We start from the raw sequence: 19010 nt of genomic DNA, 5'->3' as shown, positions 1-19010 counted from the left end.
AAGCAAAGATTGGCTCGGGTGAGGATTTCCGAATGGCAGTGTTCCGTGCAGTTGACGGATTTTCGGCGAACCATGTCGCAGGCCCCCTGCTGGACGAGGCTCGGGGCGGAAGCTCGCCCTTAAGCCGAGCCTGCCAGGCCGAGCTCGCCGCCTTGGCCAAGGAGAAAGACTCCGAAATCTTTTTCACCGACCTCTACCGGCTGGGCCGGCGCATCGAAAGCCGGCGTCCCGACTTCGCCCGCCGCCTTTTCGAAAAGGTCGCCGAGCAAAAGAGCTTTCCGCTGCTGGCCCAAAAGGCCCGGAGCAGCTTCGCGGCCCTCGAAGGCCAGGGCAGCTTCGGAGCCCAAGCTGAAATCCTCGTCTCCCGAATCGCCAAGGAAGCCATTGATCCGCTGTTGATCGTTCCGATGATCGCCGGCAGCGCCGTCTATGGCATAGCCCGGGCAGCCGCCGCTTCCCGGCTCCTCGCCGGCTCGGGCTTCGCTTCCCGGGGCTTGGGATTGAGCCTGGCCTCGGGCGCGGCCGGCTATTTGGCCGAGGTTCCCAGCTTCGTCTTGGCCGCGCGGTCGCTGCGTCGCGTCGCCGGCATCGGCCCGGCCGCTGAACCAAGCTTCGCCACCGAGCTGATCCCTTCGGCGCTCACCTTGGGCACCTTGAAGCTGGTGGGCTTTGCCGGCCGGGCCCTGGCGCCAGCGATGCCCACCGAGCTGCCGACCTTCGCCGGATTGCTCGTGGCTCATCGCTTGGAAAGCCGGCTCGGTCTCCGCCCCGAGCTGAGCGGAGCGAATCTCGTTCTCGACACTCTGGCCGCCACGATCAGCCTCGGAGCCGGCGCCCGTTTGGGCCGCGGCCTGCTCGGCCGCGATTTCGCGCGCTTTCAAGCCGAGCTCGAGCTGCGGTCGAAGCCCCGGCCGCCCGCTCTCGGCAGCGAAACTTCAACTTGGAATCCGGCCTTCGCTCCGGCCCTGGCTTCCGCGGCGGGCGAAGGGCCTGGACCCGGTCATCATTGGGCCATCAGCCAATTCAAGGACCCGGCGGCCAAGCCGAGATTCTGGGGCAAGGCCCTGCAGGGCGCCACCGACGTCCAAGGCGAGCTCCTTCCCTTGCTCGATCAGGCCGCCAGCAACTTGGCGGCGCTCAAGCTGGCCATTCCCAAAATGTCGCCGGACCAATTGCCGCCGCTGGCAACCTTGCTCCGGGCCATGCGAGAGCAAACGGAACATTCGCCGAAAGTCGAAGAGCTGATCGGCCTCTATCATGATCGGGTGCTGAACTTTCTCGCGCGCTCCAAGCGCCCCAAACAGCTGCCGGCGCTGCTCAAGTCCCTCGCTGTCTTGGGCGATCTCACCGCGCTTTATTCATGGTTACCCCACCCGAGCAGCGCGGTCCGGGAGCTGGCCCGGCGGCTCTTGCACGAAAATCCGGAGCTGCCGCGGGACGAGGCGAAGGCCCTGAGTCATCTGGCGCTGGCCATCGCCGAGGAAAAGATTCCGGTCACCGATTCCAACTTGGCCCTGATGCGAAAGCTCGAAGACCTCCATTTCGGCTCGGCCGAATTCGACGGCATCTTTCACCAAATCGCCGCCGACCTGCCGCCGAAAGCTTTCGAGGGCTTTGTGAAACAGCTGGCCCCGCTCTATCGTCACGAAGCCGAAGCTTTTCTCGAAGCGATCCAGGAATTAGGTCAGCCAAAGAAGGTCGATCCCCAATTTTTAAATTATTGGGACAAGGAAAGCGGCTTCGATGCCGAGTTCTACCATTCCAAGACGGCCCAGGCCCGCCGCCTCCGCTGGCGTCGGCTCGAAGCCGAGGACCTCAATGTCGAGAACCAGGCCTTCCTCTACCGCAGCTTGCTCCAGACCCGGGAATTTTCGCCCGCGAGCTTGCAGCAAAGGGCCCAAGAGCTCGGCAAAAGCTACTCCGAGTTCATCGAGGAGCACCTGCCCTTCGGTTTCGACGGCTTCGGCCTCCTGCCGGCCGACCGAAAGATCGAGCTCGGCTCCGACTTGGCCTACATCCCGACCTCCAGGATCTTTTTCCGGCCTTATCACTTCGCGGTGGAGCGCTCGCGGGCAAGAAAATTTCAGCAACGAATCGAGCGCGGAGCCCCCATGCCGAGCATCGACGTTTGGGAACAGCCCAACGGGAATTTTCTGATCGAGGAAGGCCACCACCGCTCCACCGCCGCTTTCTTCGCCGGCGCCGGTTTCGTCAAGGCCCGGCTGATCGGCGAAGGCGATTATTCCCGGCCTCGCAACATCGGCCCCTTTCAGGAGGGGCGGCCGGTGCCGCTGCGCTGGATCGTGGTCGATGACAAGCTTTATCACCAGCATAATGCCGCCTATCGGGAGGCTTTTATGCCCAAACTGATTCTGGGACCGGAAAAATGAATCCGAGGGCTCGGGAGCTTTCGAGATTCGCATGGTCGAGTTCAAAAATGTCGCGAACAGCCTGCTGCAAGGGCCGCGCGATGAAACCACCGCACCTTCCCCTACTCTTTTAGCCGAGCTGGAGTCGCTGGGCCGCGAGCAGGACGCCGAAATATTTTATGGCGATCTGCTGCGGCTGGGACGGCGGTTCCAGAACCGCGATCAGCTCGATTGGGCGCTCAAGCTCTATGCCGCCGTCGCCGCCCAAACCGAATTTCCGGAACTGTCGGAAAAGGCCGGTGAAGCGATCGCGGCCCTTGAAGGCCGCGGTGCCATCGGGGCCCGGGCCGAAATCTTGATCTCGCGCTTCGTCAAGGACGCCAGCGATCCGGCGATGATCCTGCCGATGCTGGCCGGCACCACCGTCGCCGGGCTGGTCCGAGCGGCCGGCTTGGGGGCCTTGGCCGCCGGCCCGGCCGCTTGGTACAGCCGCGGTTTGGGAGCGCGACTTAGCGCCGGCTCGCTGGCTTTCGCCGCCGAAGTGCCGACCTTCGTCGCCACCGGCCGGGTCCTCCGCGGCCTCGAGGTGCAAAACCCTTGGAGCCGGGACCTGCAAAGCGCCGCCCTGAGCTTGGGCGCGATCAAGCTCTTCGGCCTGGCCGGAAAACAAGGCCTGGCCCAGCTTCACGGCGTCAACGAATGGGGCGCACTCACTCGAGGCGCCGCCTTCGCCCGCTACAGCCATCCCCTCGTCCATCAATCGGCGCTCTTCGGCGGCCTCTTGACCGCCCATTGGGCCGAAACGCGGTTGGGCCTGCGACCCCAAGTCGACGACGCCACCGCGGTGACCGATACCTTGGCCTCGATGATCAGCTTGGGCGCCGGCATGCGCCTCGGCACCGGGTTGCTGGGCCGAGGCTATGCCCGGCAGATGCGGGAGCTGGAATGGCGAAGCCGAACGCTGCCACGGGCCTTGGATCTCTCCTTGCTCCAAACTCTAAAAGTCCCTGCCAAAGCCTTGGGCGGCGCAGCCGGCCTGGGCATCCTGCTCCGAAGCCCCGCGGCTTGGGCCGGAACCGAAGGCCTCCGAATGTCGATGGCCGGTCTCGATCCCTTCATGCTGCTCGAGATCCTTCTATTGGCCGGAGGCCCCCTCGCTTGGGGTCTCATCGAATTTATGGATGCCCGGAAGCTCAAAAACGGGCCCGATTACGGACCTGAGCTGAAGCGGGAAGCTCAAGTCCTCAAGAACCTGACAGCCAAAGCCCCTACCCTTCCACCGGCGGCGCTGAAAAACGGCGCCGAATACGCGAGCCATTGCTTGGCAAAAGGAAGGTTCTGGGGGAAAGAAATCGATAAAATCCAAACCTCTTTGGCGGCCATCGAATTTTTGGAAGCCGCGATTCCCCGGATCGAGCCGCCATCGGCCCGAGTTCGCTTTTTGAAAGATTTGGTTCACGTAGTCCAAAGCGGCAAAAAGGGGGCGGAGCCTCGAGCCCTTCAAGCCTTCCGCCAGGTCCTGCCTTCGATTCCGCCGGCCGACCGTCGCGGTCTGATCCAACAAATCGCGCCCTACTTGAATTCGGCGTTTTCCGAAAACACCTTGAGCGGATATTTCATGATCGTCGAAGCGGCCGCGCCTTTGGACAGCGCCCGGCGAATCGCCGAAGCCCGGAGCCTGCTCTTCAACCTGAGCAGGAACAAGCGGGTGATCGATCAAATCGCTTTGCAACTCCGGACCAAGCAAAGGCAGCTCCAGGAATTTGCCGCCGGTGCCGGGAAACCCGCCGAACCCCGCTTCGACTTGAGAACCGCCATTGCCCATGCCAGCTTGCTTCGGATTCTGCTGGGAGAAGCCCCGCTTCCCGCTCCCCCCCAAAATGCCAAGCCCGAGGCTCTGGCCAAATATTTCCAGCAGCCGGCGCTGCGCGAATATCTGGAGGCGGGGCCCGACTACTTCGACCAATTCAGCGAAGCCCGGTTGCGGCAAAGGGTGATCCAGCGCCTGGTGCCCCAGAGTTACCGTAGCCCCAATCTGTCCGAAGATTAGGGAATCTGATCGATGAAGAGGTTATTGAGCGGGTTGACCGCGGTGAGGGTGCCGACGCCGGGCGACGCGTAATAGACCTTGGTCGCCTGGCCCGAAGCGTTGACGTAGGTATCCAAACCCTCGGCGCTGATCGCGCCGACCAAAGTGATGGCCGGCGTCAGGGTGGTCAAATCCGGCGACAGGTCCAGCTCGACCAAATCGCCGGTCGACATCGTGAAGAAGCCGGCGACCCGGCCGTCGGTGAGCGGCGCGGCCTTGGCGTAGTTCAAGGTACCGGGCACGAAGTTGGGGTCGGGAATCGGCACGTCGGGCGCATTGGGCGCCAGCTCGAAAAGCTGGACCGAAGCCGGCAAGTTGGCCAAATTGAGCCGGAAGACCCGGGCCAGGTTGAGCTGGCTGCCGTTGACGAAGAGCGCGCTCCCGCTGCCATTGCTCGCAACCGCGGCGTCGCGGGTGGTCATCCCCACTTCCAATGTTTGAACCGGCGCCGCCAAATCGTCGGCGTCGATGAATGAAACCGTCGTCAGCCCGGCGTTGGAAACGACCAAGAGGCCGCTGACCGGATCGAAGTTCATCCGTCCGGGAATTCCGCCGACCGCGATCGGCGAGCCGACGGCTTCGGCGCCGCTTTCGATCTGATAAGCGTGAACCATGCCGCTGGCCGAGTTCGAGACGAAGAGCAAACCCTGGTCGGGCGCCACCGTCACGCCGGGCAGAAAATCCTCTTCGGTGCCGGCGACCGCGATCGGGGAGAATGTCGCCCGCCGAATCAAGTTGACGTCGTCGAAGTCGAGGACCGTGACCTGATTCATCGGCGCCACGCCGCCGCCGACCACGAATAGCCGGGAAACCCCGCCGGGCAACGCCGCAACCGCGGCGTTGGAGGGGAAGAGCGGCAAGAGCTGCTCGTCCTCGCCGTCGAGCAAGGGCTGGTCGTCGCCCCCGAAGCCGATGGCCTGATCGATGAGCGGGTCGACGAGGTTCAGCCCGTTGAACTCATTGTCGACGACGAAGACCCGGTTCAACTCCGAATCGACCGCGACGATGGCCGGGAAAAGCAAAAGATCGTTCTCGTCGTTGCCCGAGCAGCCAAGGCCCAGCAGGCTGAGCGCCGCGAGGAATCCGGCGATTCCGAACCGCTTAAATCGTGTTGCCGAAGCCCGGAGTTTGGGTAACGCTGTCGAAGTCGATGTCATCATCTTCACTTTCGTCCTCTTCAAATTCAGGAATGTCGGGGAAAGAGGAAAGGACCGCCAAAGCGTCGGCGTCCACCACCGTAATGTTGTTGCTGAAGAAATTGCCCACGTAGAGGTAGTTCTTGCCGTCGACATTGGCCAGCGCCAAGGGGAAAGGCCCGTCGCCCGGATCGAAGTTCGGCGGCAGATTGTTGTCGACCGCCACCCGGGTGATCTCGACGAAAAGGTCGGTGTCGATGACCGAAACGGTGTCATCGTCGGTGTTGGCGACGTAGGCCCGCCGGTTGACCTCATCGACGATGACTTCGCCGGGGTCGCTGCCGACCGGGATCGAGGCCACCTGAAGCGAGCCGGTGGTGATCTCTTGGGGCGCGCCGTTGACCGGCGCCAAGCCGACGTCGCTCATCACCCGCAGCTCCGGCGGCACGCCGTCGACGATGTAGAGGAAGCGGGAGTCGCGGGTCGCGCCGCGGGTCGAGATCGTGCCGTTGACGATGTAGTCGACGGCCTCGGTGCCCAAATTGGTCCGGCCCGGCGCGGTCGGAGCGGGGAACTGGCTGACGTTGAGGATCAACATGCTGTCGGTCCGGTTGGTCACGAAGAGATTGTTGCCGGACGGCGAGAGCGAAAGCTCGCGGGTGTCGTCGGCCTCGATCAGCCTTCCGTCGGCGGTGGTGACCGCCAGGTCGACCGCGGTGAAATTGGTCAGGTTGTTGACGTCGTAGCGCAGAGCCTCGCCGTCGGCGCAGACGTAGAGCGAATCGACGCCGTCGAAGAAGCCGCCGAAGGGATCCTCGCCGGACTCGAAAATTTCGACGTTGAGGAAGGCCGGCGAGGCCTCGTTGATGTTGATCCGGAGCACATGATCGACGGTGGTGGACTCGTCGGGGCTTTGGCGGTTGGGCAGGTAGACGAAGCCCCGGGCCTCGTCGAGCAGCATATTGCCCGAGAAATTGGGGATCGAAATCACCGCCACCGCGGTCGGCGCGACCGGGTTGCTGATGTCGAGGACGTAAAAAGACGAGTCGAACCAGAGAACCTCGTTGTTGGAGTTGGCGACGTAGAGCCGCTTCGAGCCGCTGGAGCCGACCATCGCGATCGGGTTGGCCAGCAAGATCGGGTCGAGGGTCAAGGGGATGTTCTTGAAGATGGAGGTGTCGTCGGCGCAGGAGGCCGTCCCCAATAGGAGCAAGCCGAGGATTCCGAGTTTCTTCTTGAGGCCCGACATCAATTATCCCCTTCCTTGAGAGCGGCATGGGCCGCGGCCAGCCGGGCCACCGGAACCCGGTAGGGCGAGCAGCTGACGTAGTCGAGATGGATCTTATGGCAGAAGGCCACCGAGCGGGGATCGCCGCCGTGCTCGCCGCAAATGCCGACTTTGAGCTTGGGCTTGGTCCGCCGGCCCAAATCGACCGCGTACTTGATCAAGGTCCCGACCCCCTCGATGTCGAGGCTAACGAAGGGGTCTTCGGGCAAGATCTTTTTTTCCAGGTAGGCCGGCAGGAATTTCCCGGCGTCGTCGCGCGACAGGCCGAAGGTGGTTTGGGTCAGGTCGTTGGTGCCAAAAGAGAAGAAATCGGCTTCGCGGGCGACTTGGTCGGCGGTGAGCGCGGCCCGCGGCAATTCGATCATGGTGCCGATCAAATATTCGAGCTGGAGGCCCTTTTCCTTCAGGACTTTCTTGCAGACCTCTTCGGTCGATTGACGGAGGTAAGCCAGCTCGTTCACGTGGCCGACCAGCGGGATCATGATCTCGGGGATGATCTTGAAGCCCTCGTCCTTGGCCAGCTCGCAGGCAGCCTCCATGATCGCCCGCACTTGCATCTCGTAGATCTCGGGAAAGGAGATGCCGAGCCGGCAGCCGCGGTGCCCGAGCATCGGGTTGAACTCGTGGAGGGTCTCGAGCTTCTTCTTGATCCGCTCGAAGGGCAGGTCGATCTTCTCCGAGACTTGCTGGATCTCGTCGTCGGTGTGGGGGAGGAACTCGTGGAGCGGCGGGTCGAGCAGCCGGATCGTCACCGGCAAATCCTTCATCTCCCGGAAGATGCCCTTGAAGTCGCCCTTTTGCATCGGAAGGATCTTGGCCAGGGCCTTTTCGCGGCCGCGGCGGTCGTCGGCCAAGATCATCTCGCGGACCGCGTCGATCCGGTCGCCCTCGAAGAACATGTGCTCGGTCCGGCAGAGGCCGATGCCTTCGGCGCCGAAGCGGCGGGCGACGTTGGCGTCGTGGGGCGTGTCGGCGTTGGTCCTAACCTTCAGTTTGCGGAACTCGTCGACCCAGCTCATGAAGATGCCGAAGTCGCCGGAAAGCTCGGGTTCGATGGTCGGGACCTTGCCCAAAATCACCTCGCCGGTCGAGCCGTTCAGGGTGAGGAAGTCGCCCTGTTTGATCACATGCTCGCCGACCGACATCTGGCGCTTCGAATAGCTGATCGCCAGCTCGCCGCAACCGGTGACGCAAGGCTTGCCCATGCCCCGAGCCACCACCGCGGCGTGCGAAGTCATCCCGCCGCGGGCGGTCAGGATGCCCTCGGCGACATGCATGCCGTGGATGTCTTCGGGCGAGGTTTCCAATCGAACCAAGATGACCTTCTCGCCTTTTTCGTGGGCGTGCTGGGCATCCTCGGCCGAGAAGACGACCTTGCCGGCAGCCGCGCCGGGCGAGGCCGGCAGGCCCTTGGCGATGACCTGCTTCTTGGCCTTGGGATCGAGCATCGGGTGGAGGAGCTGGTCGAGCTGGGCCGGGTTGACCCGGAGAATGGCTTCCTTCCGCTCGATCAATTTCTCGTTCAGCATGTCGACCGCGATCTTCACCGCCGCCTGGGCGGTGCGCTTGCCGTTGCGGGTCTGGAGCATCCAAACCTTGCGCTTCTCGATGGTGAACTCGATGTCCTGCATGTCGCGGTAGTGCTTCTCGAGCTTCTGGTAGATGTTGACCAGCTCCTGGTAGCACTCGGGCATCACCTCTTCGAGCGAGGGCAAATCCGACTTGTCATGCTTCTTGCCGGCGAGGTTGATCGGCTGAGGGGTCCGGATGCCGGCGACCACGTCCTCGCCCTGGGCGTTGACCAAAAATTCGCCGAAGAAGCGCTTCTCGCCGGTCGAGGGATCGCGGGTGAAGGCGACGCCGGTGGCGCAGTCGCTGCCCATGTTGCCGAAGACCATGGCCTGAACGTTGACCGCGGTGCCCCAAGCTTCCGGGATGTCGTTGATCCGGCGGTATTCGATGGCCCGCTTGTTCATCCAGGAGCCGAAGACCGCGCCGACCGCGCCCCAGAGCTGCTCCTTGGGATCCTCCGGGAAGTCCTTGCCGGTGATTTGGCGGACATGCTTCTTGAAGACGGCGACCAATTCCTTCCAATCCTGGGCGCTGAGCTCGGTGTCGAGCCGGATCTTTTTCTGCTCCTTGCGCTCCTCGATCTGATGCTCGAAGAACTCGCGATCCACGTCCAAGACCACGTCGGAGTACATCTGAATGAAGCGGCGGTAGGAATCGTAGGCGAAGCGCTCGTCGCCGGAGCGGGCGACCACGCCCTGGACGGTTTGGTCGTTGAGCCCCAGGTTCAAGATGGTGTCCATCATTCCGGGCATGCTGGCCCGGGCGCCGGAGCGAACCGAAAGGAGCAGCGGCTTCTCAGGATCGCCGAAGCGGCAATCCATGATCGCCTCGACCTTGGCCAGGTTTTGCGCGACCTCTTCCTTCAAGCCCTCGGGATATTGGCGGTTGTTCTGATAGTAAGCGGTGCAGACCTCGGTAGTGATCGTGAAGCCCGGCGGCACCGGCAGGCCCAGCAGGTTCATCTCGGCCAGGTTGGCGCCCTTTCCGCCGAGCAGGTTCTTCATGTCGCTCTTGCCGTCGGCTTTGCCGTTTCCGAAAAAATAGACCCAGGGACGTGGCATAAGATTTCCTTCGCCGTGCCTTGGGCACCCGCAAGGGGTGCCCCTACAGTTGCAAACGATCCTTCAAATAACCCTCGAGCTGGTCGATCGAAACGCGTTCTTGCTTGGTGCTGTCGCGATCCCGGACCGTGACTTGCTTGTCCTCCTCGGACTGGAAGTCGTAGGTCACCGCGAAAGGAGTGCCGATTTCGTCATGGCGCCGGTAGCGCTTCCCGATGCTGCCGACGTCGTCATAGTCGGTGGCATAGCGCTTGCGCAGCTCTTTCTCAAGCCTCATTGCCGGCTCGGCGAGCTTGCGGCTCAGGGGGAAAACCGCGACCTTGAAGGGGGCCACCCGGGGCGAAAAGCGCAGGACCGTCCGCTCCTCGCCCTCGACCGTGTCCTCGGCGTAGGCGTCGGCGAAAACCGTCAGCAGGGTCCGGTCGACGCCGAGCGAAGTCTCGACCACCGCCGGGACGAACTTCTCCTTGGTGACCTCGTCGAAGTAGCTCAGGTCCTTGCCGCTTTCCTTGATGTGCTGGCTCAAATCGTAGTTGCCGCGGTTGGCGATGCCCTCGAGCTCGGAGACCCCGAAGGGAAACTCGTACTCGATGTCGACGCAGCCCTTGGCGTAGTGGGCCAGCTCGTCCGGGCGATGGGGTCGCTTGCGCAGCTTGTCGGGCTTCACTCCCAAATCGAGGAACCACTGGAAGCGATAGTCGATCCAGTACTCGTACCACTTCTGGGCCTCGGCCTCGTCGTCGGGCTTGATGAAGAATTCCATCTCCATCTGCTCGAATTCGCGGGACCGGAAGATGAAATTGCGCGGCGTAATCTCATTGCGGAAGCTCTTGCCGATCTGGGCGATGCCGAAGGGAATCTTCTGGCGCGAGACGATCTGGACGTTCTTGAACTGGGTGAAGATCGACTGGCAGGTTTCGGGCCGGAGGTAAGCCTTGGCGTTCTCGTCACGGATCGCGCCGACGAAAGTTTCGAACATTAGGTTGAATTGGCGGACCTCGGTCAGCTCGCCGGGGCCCTTGTGGTCGACCGCGCATTGCTGGACGGTCAAGGAAGGCTTCTGGCCGCAGGGCAAGGATTCGATGTGGTCGGCTCGAAATCGGCCTTTGCAGGTCTTGCAGTCGACCATCGGGTCGGAAAAGCTGGCCACGTGGCCGCTGGCCACCCAAGTCTGGGGGTGGGCGATGATCGAGGTATCGACCCCGACCACGTCGTCGCGCAGCCGGACCATCCGTTCCCACCAGAAGTTCTTGATGTTATTCCGTAATTCGACCCCGACCGGGCCGTAATCCCAAAAGCCGTTGATGCCGCCGTAGATTTCGCTGGATTGAAAGATGAAGCCCCGTCGCTTGGCGAGAGAAACTAGTTTTTCCATGTGGATTTTTTACCTTAAACGCCCGGCTCGACTAACCTTGGCGCTTGGGGGTGTCAAGACAAAAGCTTTAAGTTTTGCGCACCCTTAGCGTTGAGTTTTCGATTGCAATTTCCCCCGTCTGACTTATTAAAACCGGCAAGGATCGGCTTTGCCGATCCGCGCAGCAAAATTGCAAATTTTGCGAAGTGAGAACATCCATGCGAAAAATCTCCGCGGCCTCGATTTTGGCACTCACCCTGGCGCTCACCCCCGCCTGCGGGAAAATGGCCAAGAAGAAAGACATTCCGGGACCCAACGACAAGGTTTACAGCGTCGGCGTCGCCGCGGTCGTCTCCCGCGACATCCCCGATGCCATCGACTTGAAGGGAAGCTTCAGCCCTTCGGAGCGGCTCCAGGTCAAAAGCGATTTCACCGGAAAGGTCCAAGCCCTCTCGGTGATCGAGGGCCAGCAGGTCGCCGCCGGCGAAACCCTGCTCAAGATCGACGATGAAAAATTACCCTATGTCTTGGAGCGGCAGCGGGCCGAGCTGCGCGAGGCCGAGGCCCAGCTCGAGCTCGACAGCAATCGCGGGACCTCCGACGGAACCGTCGACGCCATCGAAACCGCCATCGAAGACTTGGCCGCCGCCCAACAAGAAGCCATCGAAGACGCGAACCCCCCGATCGAGGAAGACAACGCCGCCCAAGACGTCGTGACCGACGAAGCCAGCCCGGCGGCCGAGCCCACCGAGAGCACGCCTTTCCCGCGGCGCTTCCCTTTCCGCCGTTTTCCGCGGCGGCCTTTCGGCAGCCAACGCGCGACTCCCACCGCACCGGCCCCGGCGGTTCCGGCCGAAGCCAGCGAGGACCGGGTCGCCTTGGATCAGGCCCGGGTCGACCGGATCAAAGCCGAGCTGGCCATCTCCGAGCGCCAATTGGCCGGCAGCACGATTCAGGCGGCGGTCGACGGCTTCGTCGCCAAGATTCCGATCGCCGAGGGCTCGATGGTCAAGCCCGAGGAGGTCTTGGTCGAGATCGTCAAGATCGACCCGATCGAGCTCACGCTCCAGCTGCCCAAGGAAGACATCGCCCGGCTCGACAAGAACATGGAAGCCCGGGTGACCGTTCCCGATTTGGGCGGCGAAACCTTCGGCGGCGAGATCAGCTTCATCGGCGCCGAGCTCGATCCGGTGAAGAAGACCTTGGAGCTGCGGATCCGCGTCGCCAACCAAGCTCTACGCATCAAGGGCGGAATGGAAGGCATCGCCAACCTCGCCATCGCCAACAAGTCGCATCAAGGCCTGCTGGTTCCGGCCAATGCGGTGCAAAGCGACGGCACTAGAAAGTACGTCTACGTCGTGAGGGGCCAGGTCGCCGAGAAGCGCGAAGTCGAAACCGGCGTCTCGATGGAAGGGCTGATCGAAATTAAGAGCGGCCTTCGCAACGGCGACCGGGTCGTAGTCAACGGCCTGGGCTCGCTCAAGGAAGACGAAGAATTTGTGAAGATTTCGGGCTAGTTTTCGTTTGAGGGGCAGGCCTTCCCATTTGATTACAAAACGTGAACTTTAAGTATTAATTTCCGTTCGATTCTTTTCATAATTACCATTTATATCAATAACTTATCTGTAAATCGGCATTGGCATCTCCCCTGCAGTATTGCTTGTGAGAGATCATGTCGGAAAAATCCAAAAACTTAAGCAAATTCGATTGGGCTAAGGAGCTCGGGGACTTCCACGCCGCCGGCTATGACCCGAGCTTGCTGAAGCACTCGCCGGATGAGGCGGGCTTGAGCGTCCGGCACCGCTCGGTGCGCGAGGAGCTCAAGCGGCTCTTGGGGCCTTTGGTGCCGGCCCCGCTGCGGGACGCCGAAGGGGCTTTGGATGTCTCGCGAATCAAGGTGGGAAGCCGCGAGGAGCTCTTTTCCTTTTTGCAGACCCAAGCCGAGCTGAACGACCATTCCAGCTTCAGCGATCCCTACCAGCGGCTCTTGGAAGACGGGGAATTCTCCGAGCTGCTGGCTTTGATCTATCAGGAAATCGATCCCGACTACTCCGTCTTCGTTTCGGCTGCCGAAGCTTCGGAGCTTTTGGGAAAATTCCAAGCCCGCTTGATCGAGGTCGACGCCGATCATTTTGCTCAAAGCCATTTGAATTCGAGCTCGGGCCGAAAGCGGATTCAGACTATCTTTGACGATAAATCCCATTATTCCCTGGAGCAGCGAGCTGACCTCGCCAAGGCGGTGGCCCGGGTTTCGCCCGACTGGGAGCACTTCATCACCCAGAAGATCTCGCTGTGGAACTATTGGAACTTGGGCGTTAACGAAGAAGACGTCGATCACGCCTCCCGGGTGGCGGCTTCGGCTTTGAATGCGAAGGACGAGAAAGAAAAAGACTTTGCCTCGCGCCGTGAGCTCTATTTGAAACATCCGGAGCAAGTGACCGGCGTGATTCACTTGGAGAGCTCCACCGGCCTTAAAATCAAACCTCATGAAATCAAGGAAATGGAAGAGCTTCGGCTTCAAGGCTCGAAGAGCTTGGATCCGATCCTTCAAGTCAAAGGCAAGCTGGCCGGGCTTTGGCTCTTGGCCGCCGACGCCGATTATTTCAACGAGCCCTTGGGCGAGAAGCCCTATGGCCTCAATGCCTGGATGATCGAGAAGGCCGAGCGGCTCCTGGCCAAGGCCGACAAGATCGAGAGCGAAGAAGAGCTGCAAAAGTTCAACGAAGAGCTCCAGGATTTCCTAAAAGACGGCATCGCCGAGCCCAAGGAAAGCCAGAGCTATACCTGGGTGAAGCATCAATTCTCCGGCCAGGGCTTTAAAGAGCGCTTCGAGAGCCGAAGCCCGGAGCTAAAAGCCCCCTATGAGGCATTGCTCACCTTATCCGACCGTTGGAAATACGCCCAGGAGTCGGGCGAGGCGATCTTTACCAAGAAAACCGAGCTCAAGATCAAAGACCCGAAGCTCAAAGAGGCGGTGGTCTCGCTGATCCAGGGTCTGGAGCAGACCAAGCAGGAGCTCTGGTACGGCTACAAGCAGCACAAGGCCCTTTCCCGAGGGATCTCCAATCTCGCCAATCTGGCCAAAGCCGGCGACATCCAGGATATCGAAGGAGCCAACCGAGAAATAGACAGCCTGATCAAGAAGCTAAAAAATGCCGAGACGGCCGAAGAAGTTCAAACTCAAGTCGACAGGCTCCAAGAGCTCTTAAAAGAGGGAAATGCCCTTCATCAAGGACTTGAGGCCGCCGAGATGAGCGGCGGCGAGCAGCTTTTAGGCTTCATTCAAACCCTCGGAACGATCTTGATCGCGGCCACAGCGACCCGAGGCTTGAGTCTTGCCGCCCAGGGCAGCGCCGCGGTGGCCCGAGGGCCGGCGGCGCTCTCCGCCATCCGCAACTTCATCACCGGAATGACGGCCTTGAGGCCGGTCCAGGGCTTTCTCTGGGGCGCGACGATGGCCACGATGGAGAACGCCCTCGCCGTCTCGACCGGCGAAGTTCGGGTCGAGAAAGACACCATCGAAAAGTGGCTCAAGGATGCTCTCTCGACCGGGGCCTCGATGGCCTTGGTGACGCCGCTGGCCCAGGCCGGCGGCCAGAGCGTTGAGAAGTATCTTCTTAAGGACCTAGCCGCCCGTTACCTGAGCCACGGCTCCAAGGGAGCGCTGAACCTTCTCTCCGACACCGGCCTCGAAGCGGTCGAGGAAGTCCTCGACCAATACGTCCGCCAAGCCTTGGACGGCAACTTCCAAGCCTTGAGCCTCGGCGAGATCCAAGAGATCGCCAAGATCTGCCTCGCCGGCGGTGGATTGCAAATCGGCGCAGTGGCCATGCAAAACAAGCGCACTGGCGCAGCCATCGCTCCGGCGGAATCCTCATTCGCGCTCCCGACGACGCTAAAAACCCGGCGGCAATGGATGAAAAATCCTCTCTTCGCTCCCATGTGGGCCGCGTTAAGCGCCGGAGGGCTTGGCGGTTGGGACCCTTCCCCGACGGATTCTGAGGTCAAAACCACGCTAAGGGATTTGGAGCAAGATCTCGTCGCTCTCCGAGATAAAGAAGCGGAGGGCGACGAGATCACGGCCCACTATTCCGTCATCGGCGACTTTCTCCAATCAGCCGGAGACCCTCGCGGCGAGTGGATCGCGCTCGAAATCAAGCGGCAAGAATTGCTGGATCAAGGCTACGGCTCCGAACCAGCCGCCTGGATTGAGAATCAAATCCATCGAATTCGGTCGAAAATAGCAGCTACGATCGAGGAAGACTTCCATTTGTCAATCAGGATCGACTTCCATCTCGAGAAAGGTTTCAGTCTCGTTTTGGAAGGCGATAAAAGCCCGGGCGCCACTCAAGAAAACTGGGACCGTTTTTTCCAAAGCCCTCATGCGAGCCTGCTGGAAGGCATTGAATTGGAGTATTTTTCGAAAGACAAAGTATGGCCTCTCGCCGGGGAGCGCTTAAGGCATCTCGCCGGTCTGCGCAGGCTGCGAATCCATGGCTCTCAACTGGACCAAAATCTTGCCTCCATAGCGCGGTCTTCGGCGTTGAGCCGGCTCGAATCCTTGGCGCTTACTTGCAGTGGAATCGACGAGGCCGACGCGCGCGCCGTTGCGGAGTCCAAGACATTCACCAACCTGCAATCCTTGGATCTTTCGCACAACGGTTCCTTCCGAAATGGGGGTGCGCGCGCCATTGCGAAATCCAACACCCTGGTTAATCTGCGGTCCTTGAACGTCAGTTACAATTTCATCGGCGAGGTCGGTGCCCAAGCCATTGCGGAGTCCAAGACCCTCGGCAATCTGCAAACCTTGCACCTTGGGAACAACGACATCGGCGACGCGGGCGCGCTGGCCATCGCCGAATCCGGCGCTCTGGCCAACCTGAGGTCCTTGAATCTCGAGTTCAATCAATTCGGCGAGGAAGGCGTGCTAGCCATTGCGCGGTCCAAGACGCTCACCAATCTGCAAGCCTTGGATCTTGGGATTAACTACATCGGCGAGGAAGGCGCCGAAGCCATTGCGGGGTCCGCTGCTCTTGCCAATCTTCGATCCTTGAAACTCGGGGGCGGCTCGATCGGCGCTGAGGGGGCGCGAGCCATTGCGCAGTCCAAAGTTCTGACTAACCTGCAAGCCTTGGATATTGCGGACAATGCCATCGGAAATGCGGGGGCTCAAGCCATTGCAGGATCCAGTGGGCTGACCAACCTGCAAGCCCTGAATCTTGGGGACAATGACATCGGCGCCGCGGGCGCGCGCGCCATTGCGGAATCCAATCACTTGATCAACCTGCGATACCTCGATTTAACCTTCAATCCGATTGACGAAGCGGCAACCCAAGTCATTCGAGAATCCAAAAACCTGCCCAACCTCATCGAATTGAATGGTGAAGAGGCTTTGAGCGAAGAGGAGCGGGAAAGCTTTACCGAAAAAATGCGGACGCACCAAAAACTTTAAACATACGGGTGTATCAATATATTCAAATAAAACATGTCATTATGACATTATCTCGTAAATCCCAATCTAACTAGCAATATTACTTGTAAATTTACAATTTAATAAGCATTATTACAATAATGCTCGTAACTAGAAGTAATCAGAAGATAATTTTTAAATCCTTCGAATCCTCCTACATCAGCGCCCTGCTTGGTCCCCGCCGGGTCGGCAAATCGACCCTGACTCAAGCCTTCGTCTCGCTATTTCCCGAAAAAAATTGGGTGATGCTGAACATGGACGTTCGAGCCGAGCGACTCCGGATCGAGGCCGAGCAATTGGAAGCTCTGCTCATCGAGCGAGGGCGAAAGCAAATCTCTCCGGAGTCGCCTTTATGGATCGCGATCGACGAAGCCCAAAAATGCCCGGCGCTCTTCGAGCAGATCAAGGTACTTTACGACCGCTTCAAGGGAACGCCGGCGCTCAAGTTCATCCTCACCGGCTCCGGCTTCTTGAGCCTTCACCAATTGGCCGCCGAAACCCTGGCCGGCCGGATCGAGCTGCATCACTTAAGAGAATTCAACCTGCGGGAAGCGCTGGCATTGAAAGAGCAAAAGAACGAGGAAGGCCGGCCTTCGCTTTTAGACGCTCTCTTTCGATCTTCGGATATCCCAGCCCTGGAGGAAATCCATTCCCAAACGCTCCCCGACCGTATTCCTTTGCAAGAACGGTTGCGGGAACAACTCATCTGGGGCGGTTTGCCCGAAGTTTTGCAAACCGAAGATACCGAAGGCCGGATCGCCTACCTCGGCAACTACCTCCAGACCTATCTTGAAAAAGACGTCCGGGACATTCCGACCGTGTCCGACCTTGGGCTCTACCAGCGAATGATGGAAATCATCGCCCAGCAAACGGGATCGGTGCGCGAAGACAAGCGGATCGTGGACGCCCTCGGCTGTTCCCGCGACACCTTAAAAAAATATCGGGGCTACCTCGAAGCAACGCTGGTTTACCGCGAGCTCTTCCCCTTCATCGGAAGCTCGCTGAAACGGTTGGTCAAGTCGCCGAAGGGCTACATAACGAACAATGGGCTGCTCAGCTACTTAACCGGCATCTACGACCTCAATGCTCTGGAGAAAACCGGCGCCGTCGGGCATCGCTTCGAGAATTGGGCCTTGCGGGAAATTCAGATTTCTCTCGATCGAGACCCTCGGCAAAGCGAGATCTATTATTGGCGAACCAGCGGCAATGTCGAAGTCGACCTCGTCGTCCAGAAGCAGCCTCGAGTCTTTCCCTTCGAAGTCACCTACTCTTCGCAAAAAGACCCAAGAAAAGTGAAACACCTTCAGCAATTCCTCCGGGCGGAAAAATCAGCCGAGCGGGGATTTTATATTTATAACGGAGAGTGGAAATGGGACGCCGAGTCTCGCGTCTTATTTCTGCCGAGTTGGGCTTTGGGGTAAAAAAGAGGCGGGGCTAAAGCCCCTTGCTACGGCCCTGCTACGACGACATCTTGGGGTCGAGGTCCGCGATCGGGATGCGGACGGTGTCTTCCATGTCGTCCTGGGCTTTCTCGTGAAGCAGCGATTCCGAGACCAGAACCACTTTCCCAACGACATTTCCATTGTGCGGATTGAAAGCTAGATCCAAGCCCCGGGTTTCGTGACTCTTACCGTTGATGTAGAGCTGATACCTTTTCGGATCCATAGGGGTCCCCCGAGCTTGTCGGTGGATGTAACATAAGGTTGCAAGATTTGACAAGACGGCCTGCGTTAAAATCGCTATCCTTTCTGATAGTTAAGAAATCTGGCTCGAAGCAAACCTTGAGGAGTCAAATTATGTACAAAAATATTTTGGTTTGTTTGGATGGCGGGACGGCGGATACCTCGATCCTCAAAGCTGCCCTCTTTTTTGGACAGAAATTAAAAGCCAAGCTTCATGCCTTAACGGTCCAAGATATCCTCACTCTGGAAGGTCCCCTGATGTACGACATCTCCGGCGCCATGGCTTTCATCCCTCAGCTCAACCTCTTGGAGGAAACCCGCAAGGTCATGGAGGAGAGGTCCAAGAACATCCTCGCCGGTTTCGCCCAGGCCTGCGACGAAGCCGGCGTCGCCCATCAAGAAACCATCGCCGAGGGCATCGTCCACAAAGTGATCTTGGAAAAATCCGAGCTCGCCGACCTCATCGTCTTGGGCCGGCACGGCCTGAATTACGGACTCGACAAGGAGCTGCTCGGCTCCACCGCCGACCGGGTGGTGAGCAAGTCCAAGCATCCGGTGCTGGTGGTGACCCACGACTTCCAAGATTTGAAAAATCCGCTCTTGGCCTACGACGGCTCGCATGAGGCCCATGAGGCCTTGGCCACCGCGACTCAGGTCTGCGCCGACTTGCATTTGCCGCTGACCGTCCTCTACGTCGGCAAGGACAAGGAAGAGGCCAAGCGAATCCTGGGCGAGGCCAAGGTTTATCTCGAAGCCTATCCGGTGATCGCCAAGTACGAGCAAACCGAGGGCGATCCTCACACCGAAGTCCCGGCCTACGCCAAGCGCCACTTCCATGACCTGATGTTCATCGGGGCCCGGGGCCATCACAGCCGCCTGGTCGAGTTCATCCTCGGCTCCACCACCGAATACGCCTTGTGGAGCGGCAATTGTCATGTTTTAGTGGACCGATGAGGCAAGGTTTCAGGGTTTCTTGTCTGGGCCTGTCA

General features: G+C 60.0%; 11 protein-coding genes. 6 read left to right on the top strand and 5 right to left on the bottom strand.

Features of this window, described 5'->3' with window-relative positions; all coding sequences use genetic code 11:
• Positions 1-32 precede the first annotated feature (32 nt).
• Together VJR29_03405 and VJR29_03400 are read left to right on the top strand one after the other, a co-directional pair.
• A complete protein-coding gene (locus VJR29_03405) occupies positions 33-2390 on the top strand; it encodes a hypothetical protein (protein ID HKY62442.1) in 2358 nt (785 codons plus the stop codon).
• A gap of 31 nt (positions 2391-2421) precedes the next feature.
• Complete coding sequence (locus VJR29_03400; protein HKY62441.1) at positions 2422-4419, top strand: hypothetical protein; 1998 nt, start codon at positions 2422-2424, stop codon at positions 4417-4419.
• Here the strand turns inward: VJR29_03400 and VJR29_03395 are convergent.
• The 4 genes from VJR29_03395 to VJR29_03380 are packed head-to-tail and all read right to left on the bottom strand — an operon-like array spanning position 4416 to position 10890.
• Positions 4416-5618 (bottom strand): hypothetical protein, encoded by a 1203-nt coding sequence (locus tag VJR29_03395; protein HKY62440.1) that lies wholly within the window; start codon positions 5616-5618, stop codon positions 4416-4418. The genes VJR29_03400 and VJR29_03395 overlap by 4 nt on opposite strands.
• On the bottom strand, positions 5560-6843 hold the full coding sequence (locus VJR29_03390) for a hypothetical protein (GenBank protein HKY62439.1): 1284 nt from the start codon (positions 6841-6843) through the stop codon (positions 5560-5562). The genes VJR29_03395 and VJR29_03390 overlap by 59 nt, the downstream gene beginning before the upstream one ends.
• Positions 6843-9515 (bottom strand): pyruvate, phosphate dikinase, encoded by a 2673-nt coding sequence (gene ppdK, locus VJR29_03385; GenBank protein ID HKY62438.1) that lies wholly within the window; start codon positions 9513-9515, stop codon positions 6843-6845. The genes VJR29_03390 and ppdK overlap by 1 nt, the downstream gene beginning before the upstream one ends.
• Positions 9516-9558: 43 nt before the next feature.
• Positions 9559-10890, bottom strand: a complete 1332-nt coding sequence (locus VJR29_03380) for a glycine--tRNA ligase (GenBank protein HKY62437.1) — start codon at positions 10888-10890, stop codon at positions 9559-9561.
• Between the two features lie 197 nt (positions 10891-11087).
• On the opposite strand from VJR29_03380, the gene VJR29_03375 reads away from it, so the two are divergent.
• The 3 genes from VJR29_03375 (at position 11088) to VJR29_03365 (ending at position 17760) form a co-directional block, all read left to right on the top strand.
• Positions 11088-12386, top strand: coding sequence for an efflux RND transporter periplasmic adaptor subunit (locus VJR29_03375; GenBank protein HKY62436.1), 1299 nt, complete (start codon positions 11088-11090; stop codon positions 12384-12386).
• Between the two features lie 155 nt (positions 12387-12541).
• On the top strand, positions 12542-16321 hold the full coding sequence (locus VJR29_03370) for a hypothetical protein (GenBank protein HKY62435.1): 3780 nt from the start codon (positions 12542-12544) through the stop codon (positions 16319-16321).
• A gap of 119 nt (positions 16322-16440) precedes the next feature.
• Positions 16441-17760: an AAA family ATPase gene (locus VJR29_03365; GenBank protein ID HKY62434.1), complete on the top strand. Its 1320-nt coding sequence runs from the start codon at positions 16441-16443 to the stop codon at positions 17758-17760.
• A 37-nt stretch (positions 17761-17797) separates the two neighbouring features.
• Here VJR29_03365 and VJR29_03360 read toward each other — a convergent pair whose 3' ends face one another.
• Positions 17798-18004 (bottom strand): hypothetical protein, encoded by a 207-nt coding sequence (locus VJR29_03360; protein HKY62433.1) that lies wholly within the window; start codon positions 18002-18004, stop codon positions 17798-17800.
• 131 nt (positions 18005-18135) lie between these two features.
• Between VJR29_03360 and VJR29_03355 the strand changes: the two genes are divergently transcribed.
• Positions 18136-18975: a universal stress protein gene (locus tag VJR29_03355; protein HKY62432.1), complete on the top strand. Its 840-nt coding sequence runs from the start codon at positions 18136-18138 to the stop codon at positions 18973-18975.
• The last annotated feature ends 35 nt before the right edge of the window (positions 18976-19010 follow it).

Source organism: bacterium (assembly GCA_035281585.1).
Lineage (GTDB): Bacteria > UBA10199 > UBA10199 > DSSB01 > DSSB01 > DATEDP01.
This window is presented reverse-complemented; position numbering and strand designations above follow the sequence as displayed.

Excerpts from the sequence above, each read along its gene's own strand:
- VJR29_03360 (HKY62433.1), bottom strand. The coding sequence starts at position 18,004 with ATGGATCCGAAAAGGTATCAGCTCTACATCAACGGTAAGAGTCACGAA.
- VJR29_03355 (HKY62432.1), top strand. The coding sequence starts at position 18,136 with ATGTACAAAAATATTTTGGTTTGTTTGGATGGCGGGACGGCGGATACC.
- ppdK (HKY62438.1), bottom strand. The coding sequence starts at position 9,515 with ATGCCACGTCCCTGGGTCTATTTTTTCGGAAACGGCAAAGCCGACGGC.
- VJR29_03380 (HKY62437.1), bottom strand. The coding sequence starts at position 10,890 with ATGGAAAAACTAGTTTCTCTCGCCAAGCGACGGGGCTTCATCTTTCAA.
- VJR29_03365 (HKY62434.1), top strand. The coding sequence starts at position 16,441 with ATGCTCGTAACTAGAAGTAATCAGAAGATAATTTTTAAATCCTTCGAA.
- VJR29_03400 (HKY62441.1), top strand. The coding sequence starts at position 2,422 with ATGGTCGAGTTCAAAAATGTCGCGAACAGCCTGCTGCAAGGGCCGCGC.
- VJR29_03405 (HKY62442.1), top strand. The coding sequence starts at position 33 with ATGGCAGTGTTCCGTGCAGTTGACGGATTTTCGGCGAACCATGTCGCA.
- VJR29_03390 (HKY62439.1), bottom strand. The coding sequence starts at position 6,843 with ATGTCGGGCCTCAAGAAGAAACTCGGAATCCTCGGCTTGCTCCTATTG.
- VJR29_03375 (HKY62436.1), top strand. The coding sequence starts at position 11,088 with ATGCGAAAAATCTCCGCGGCCTCGATTTTGGCACTCACCCTGGCGCTC.
- VJR29_03395 (HKY62440.1), bottom strand. The coding sequence starts at position 5,618 with ATGATGACATCGACTTCGACAGCGTTACCCAAACTCCGGGCTTCGGCA.
- VJR29_03370 (HKY62435.1), top strand. The coding sequence starts at position 12,542 with ATGTCGGAAAAATCCAAAAACTTAAGCAAATTCGATTGGGCTAAGGAG.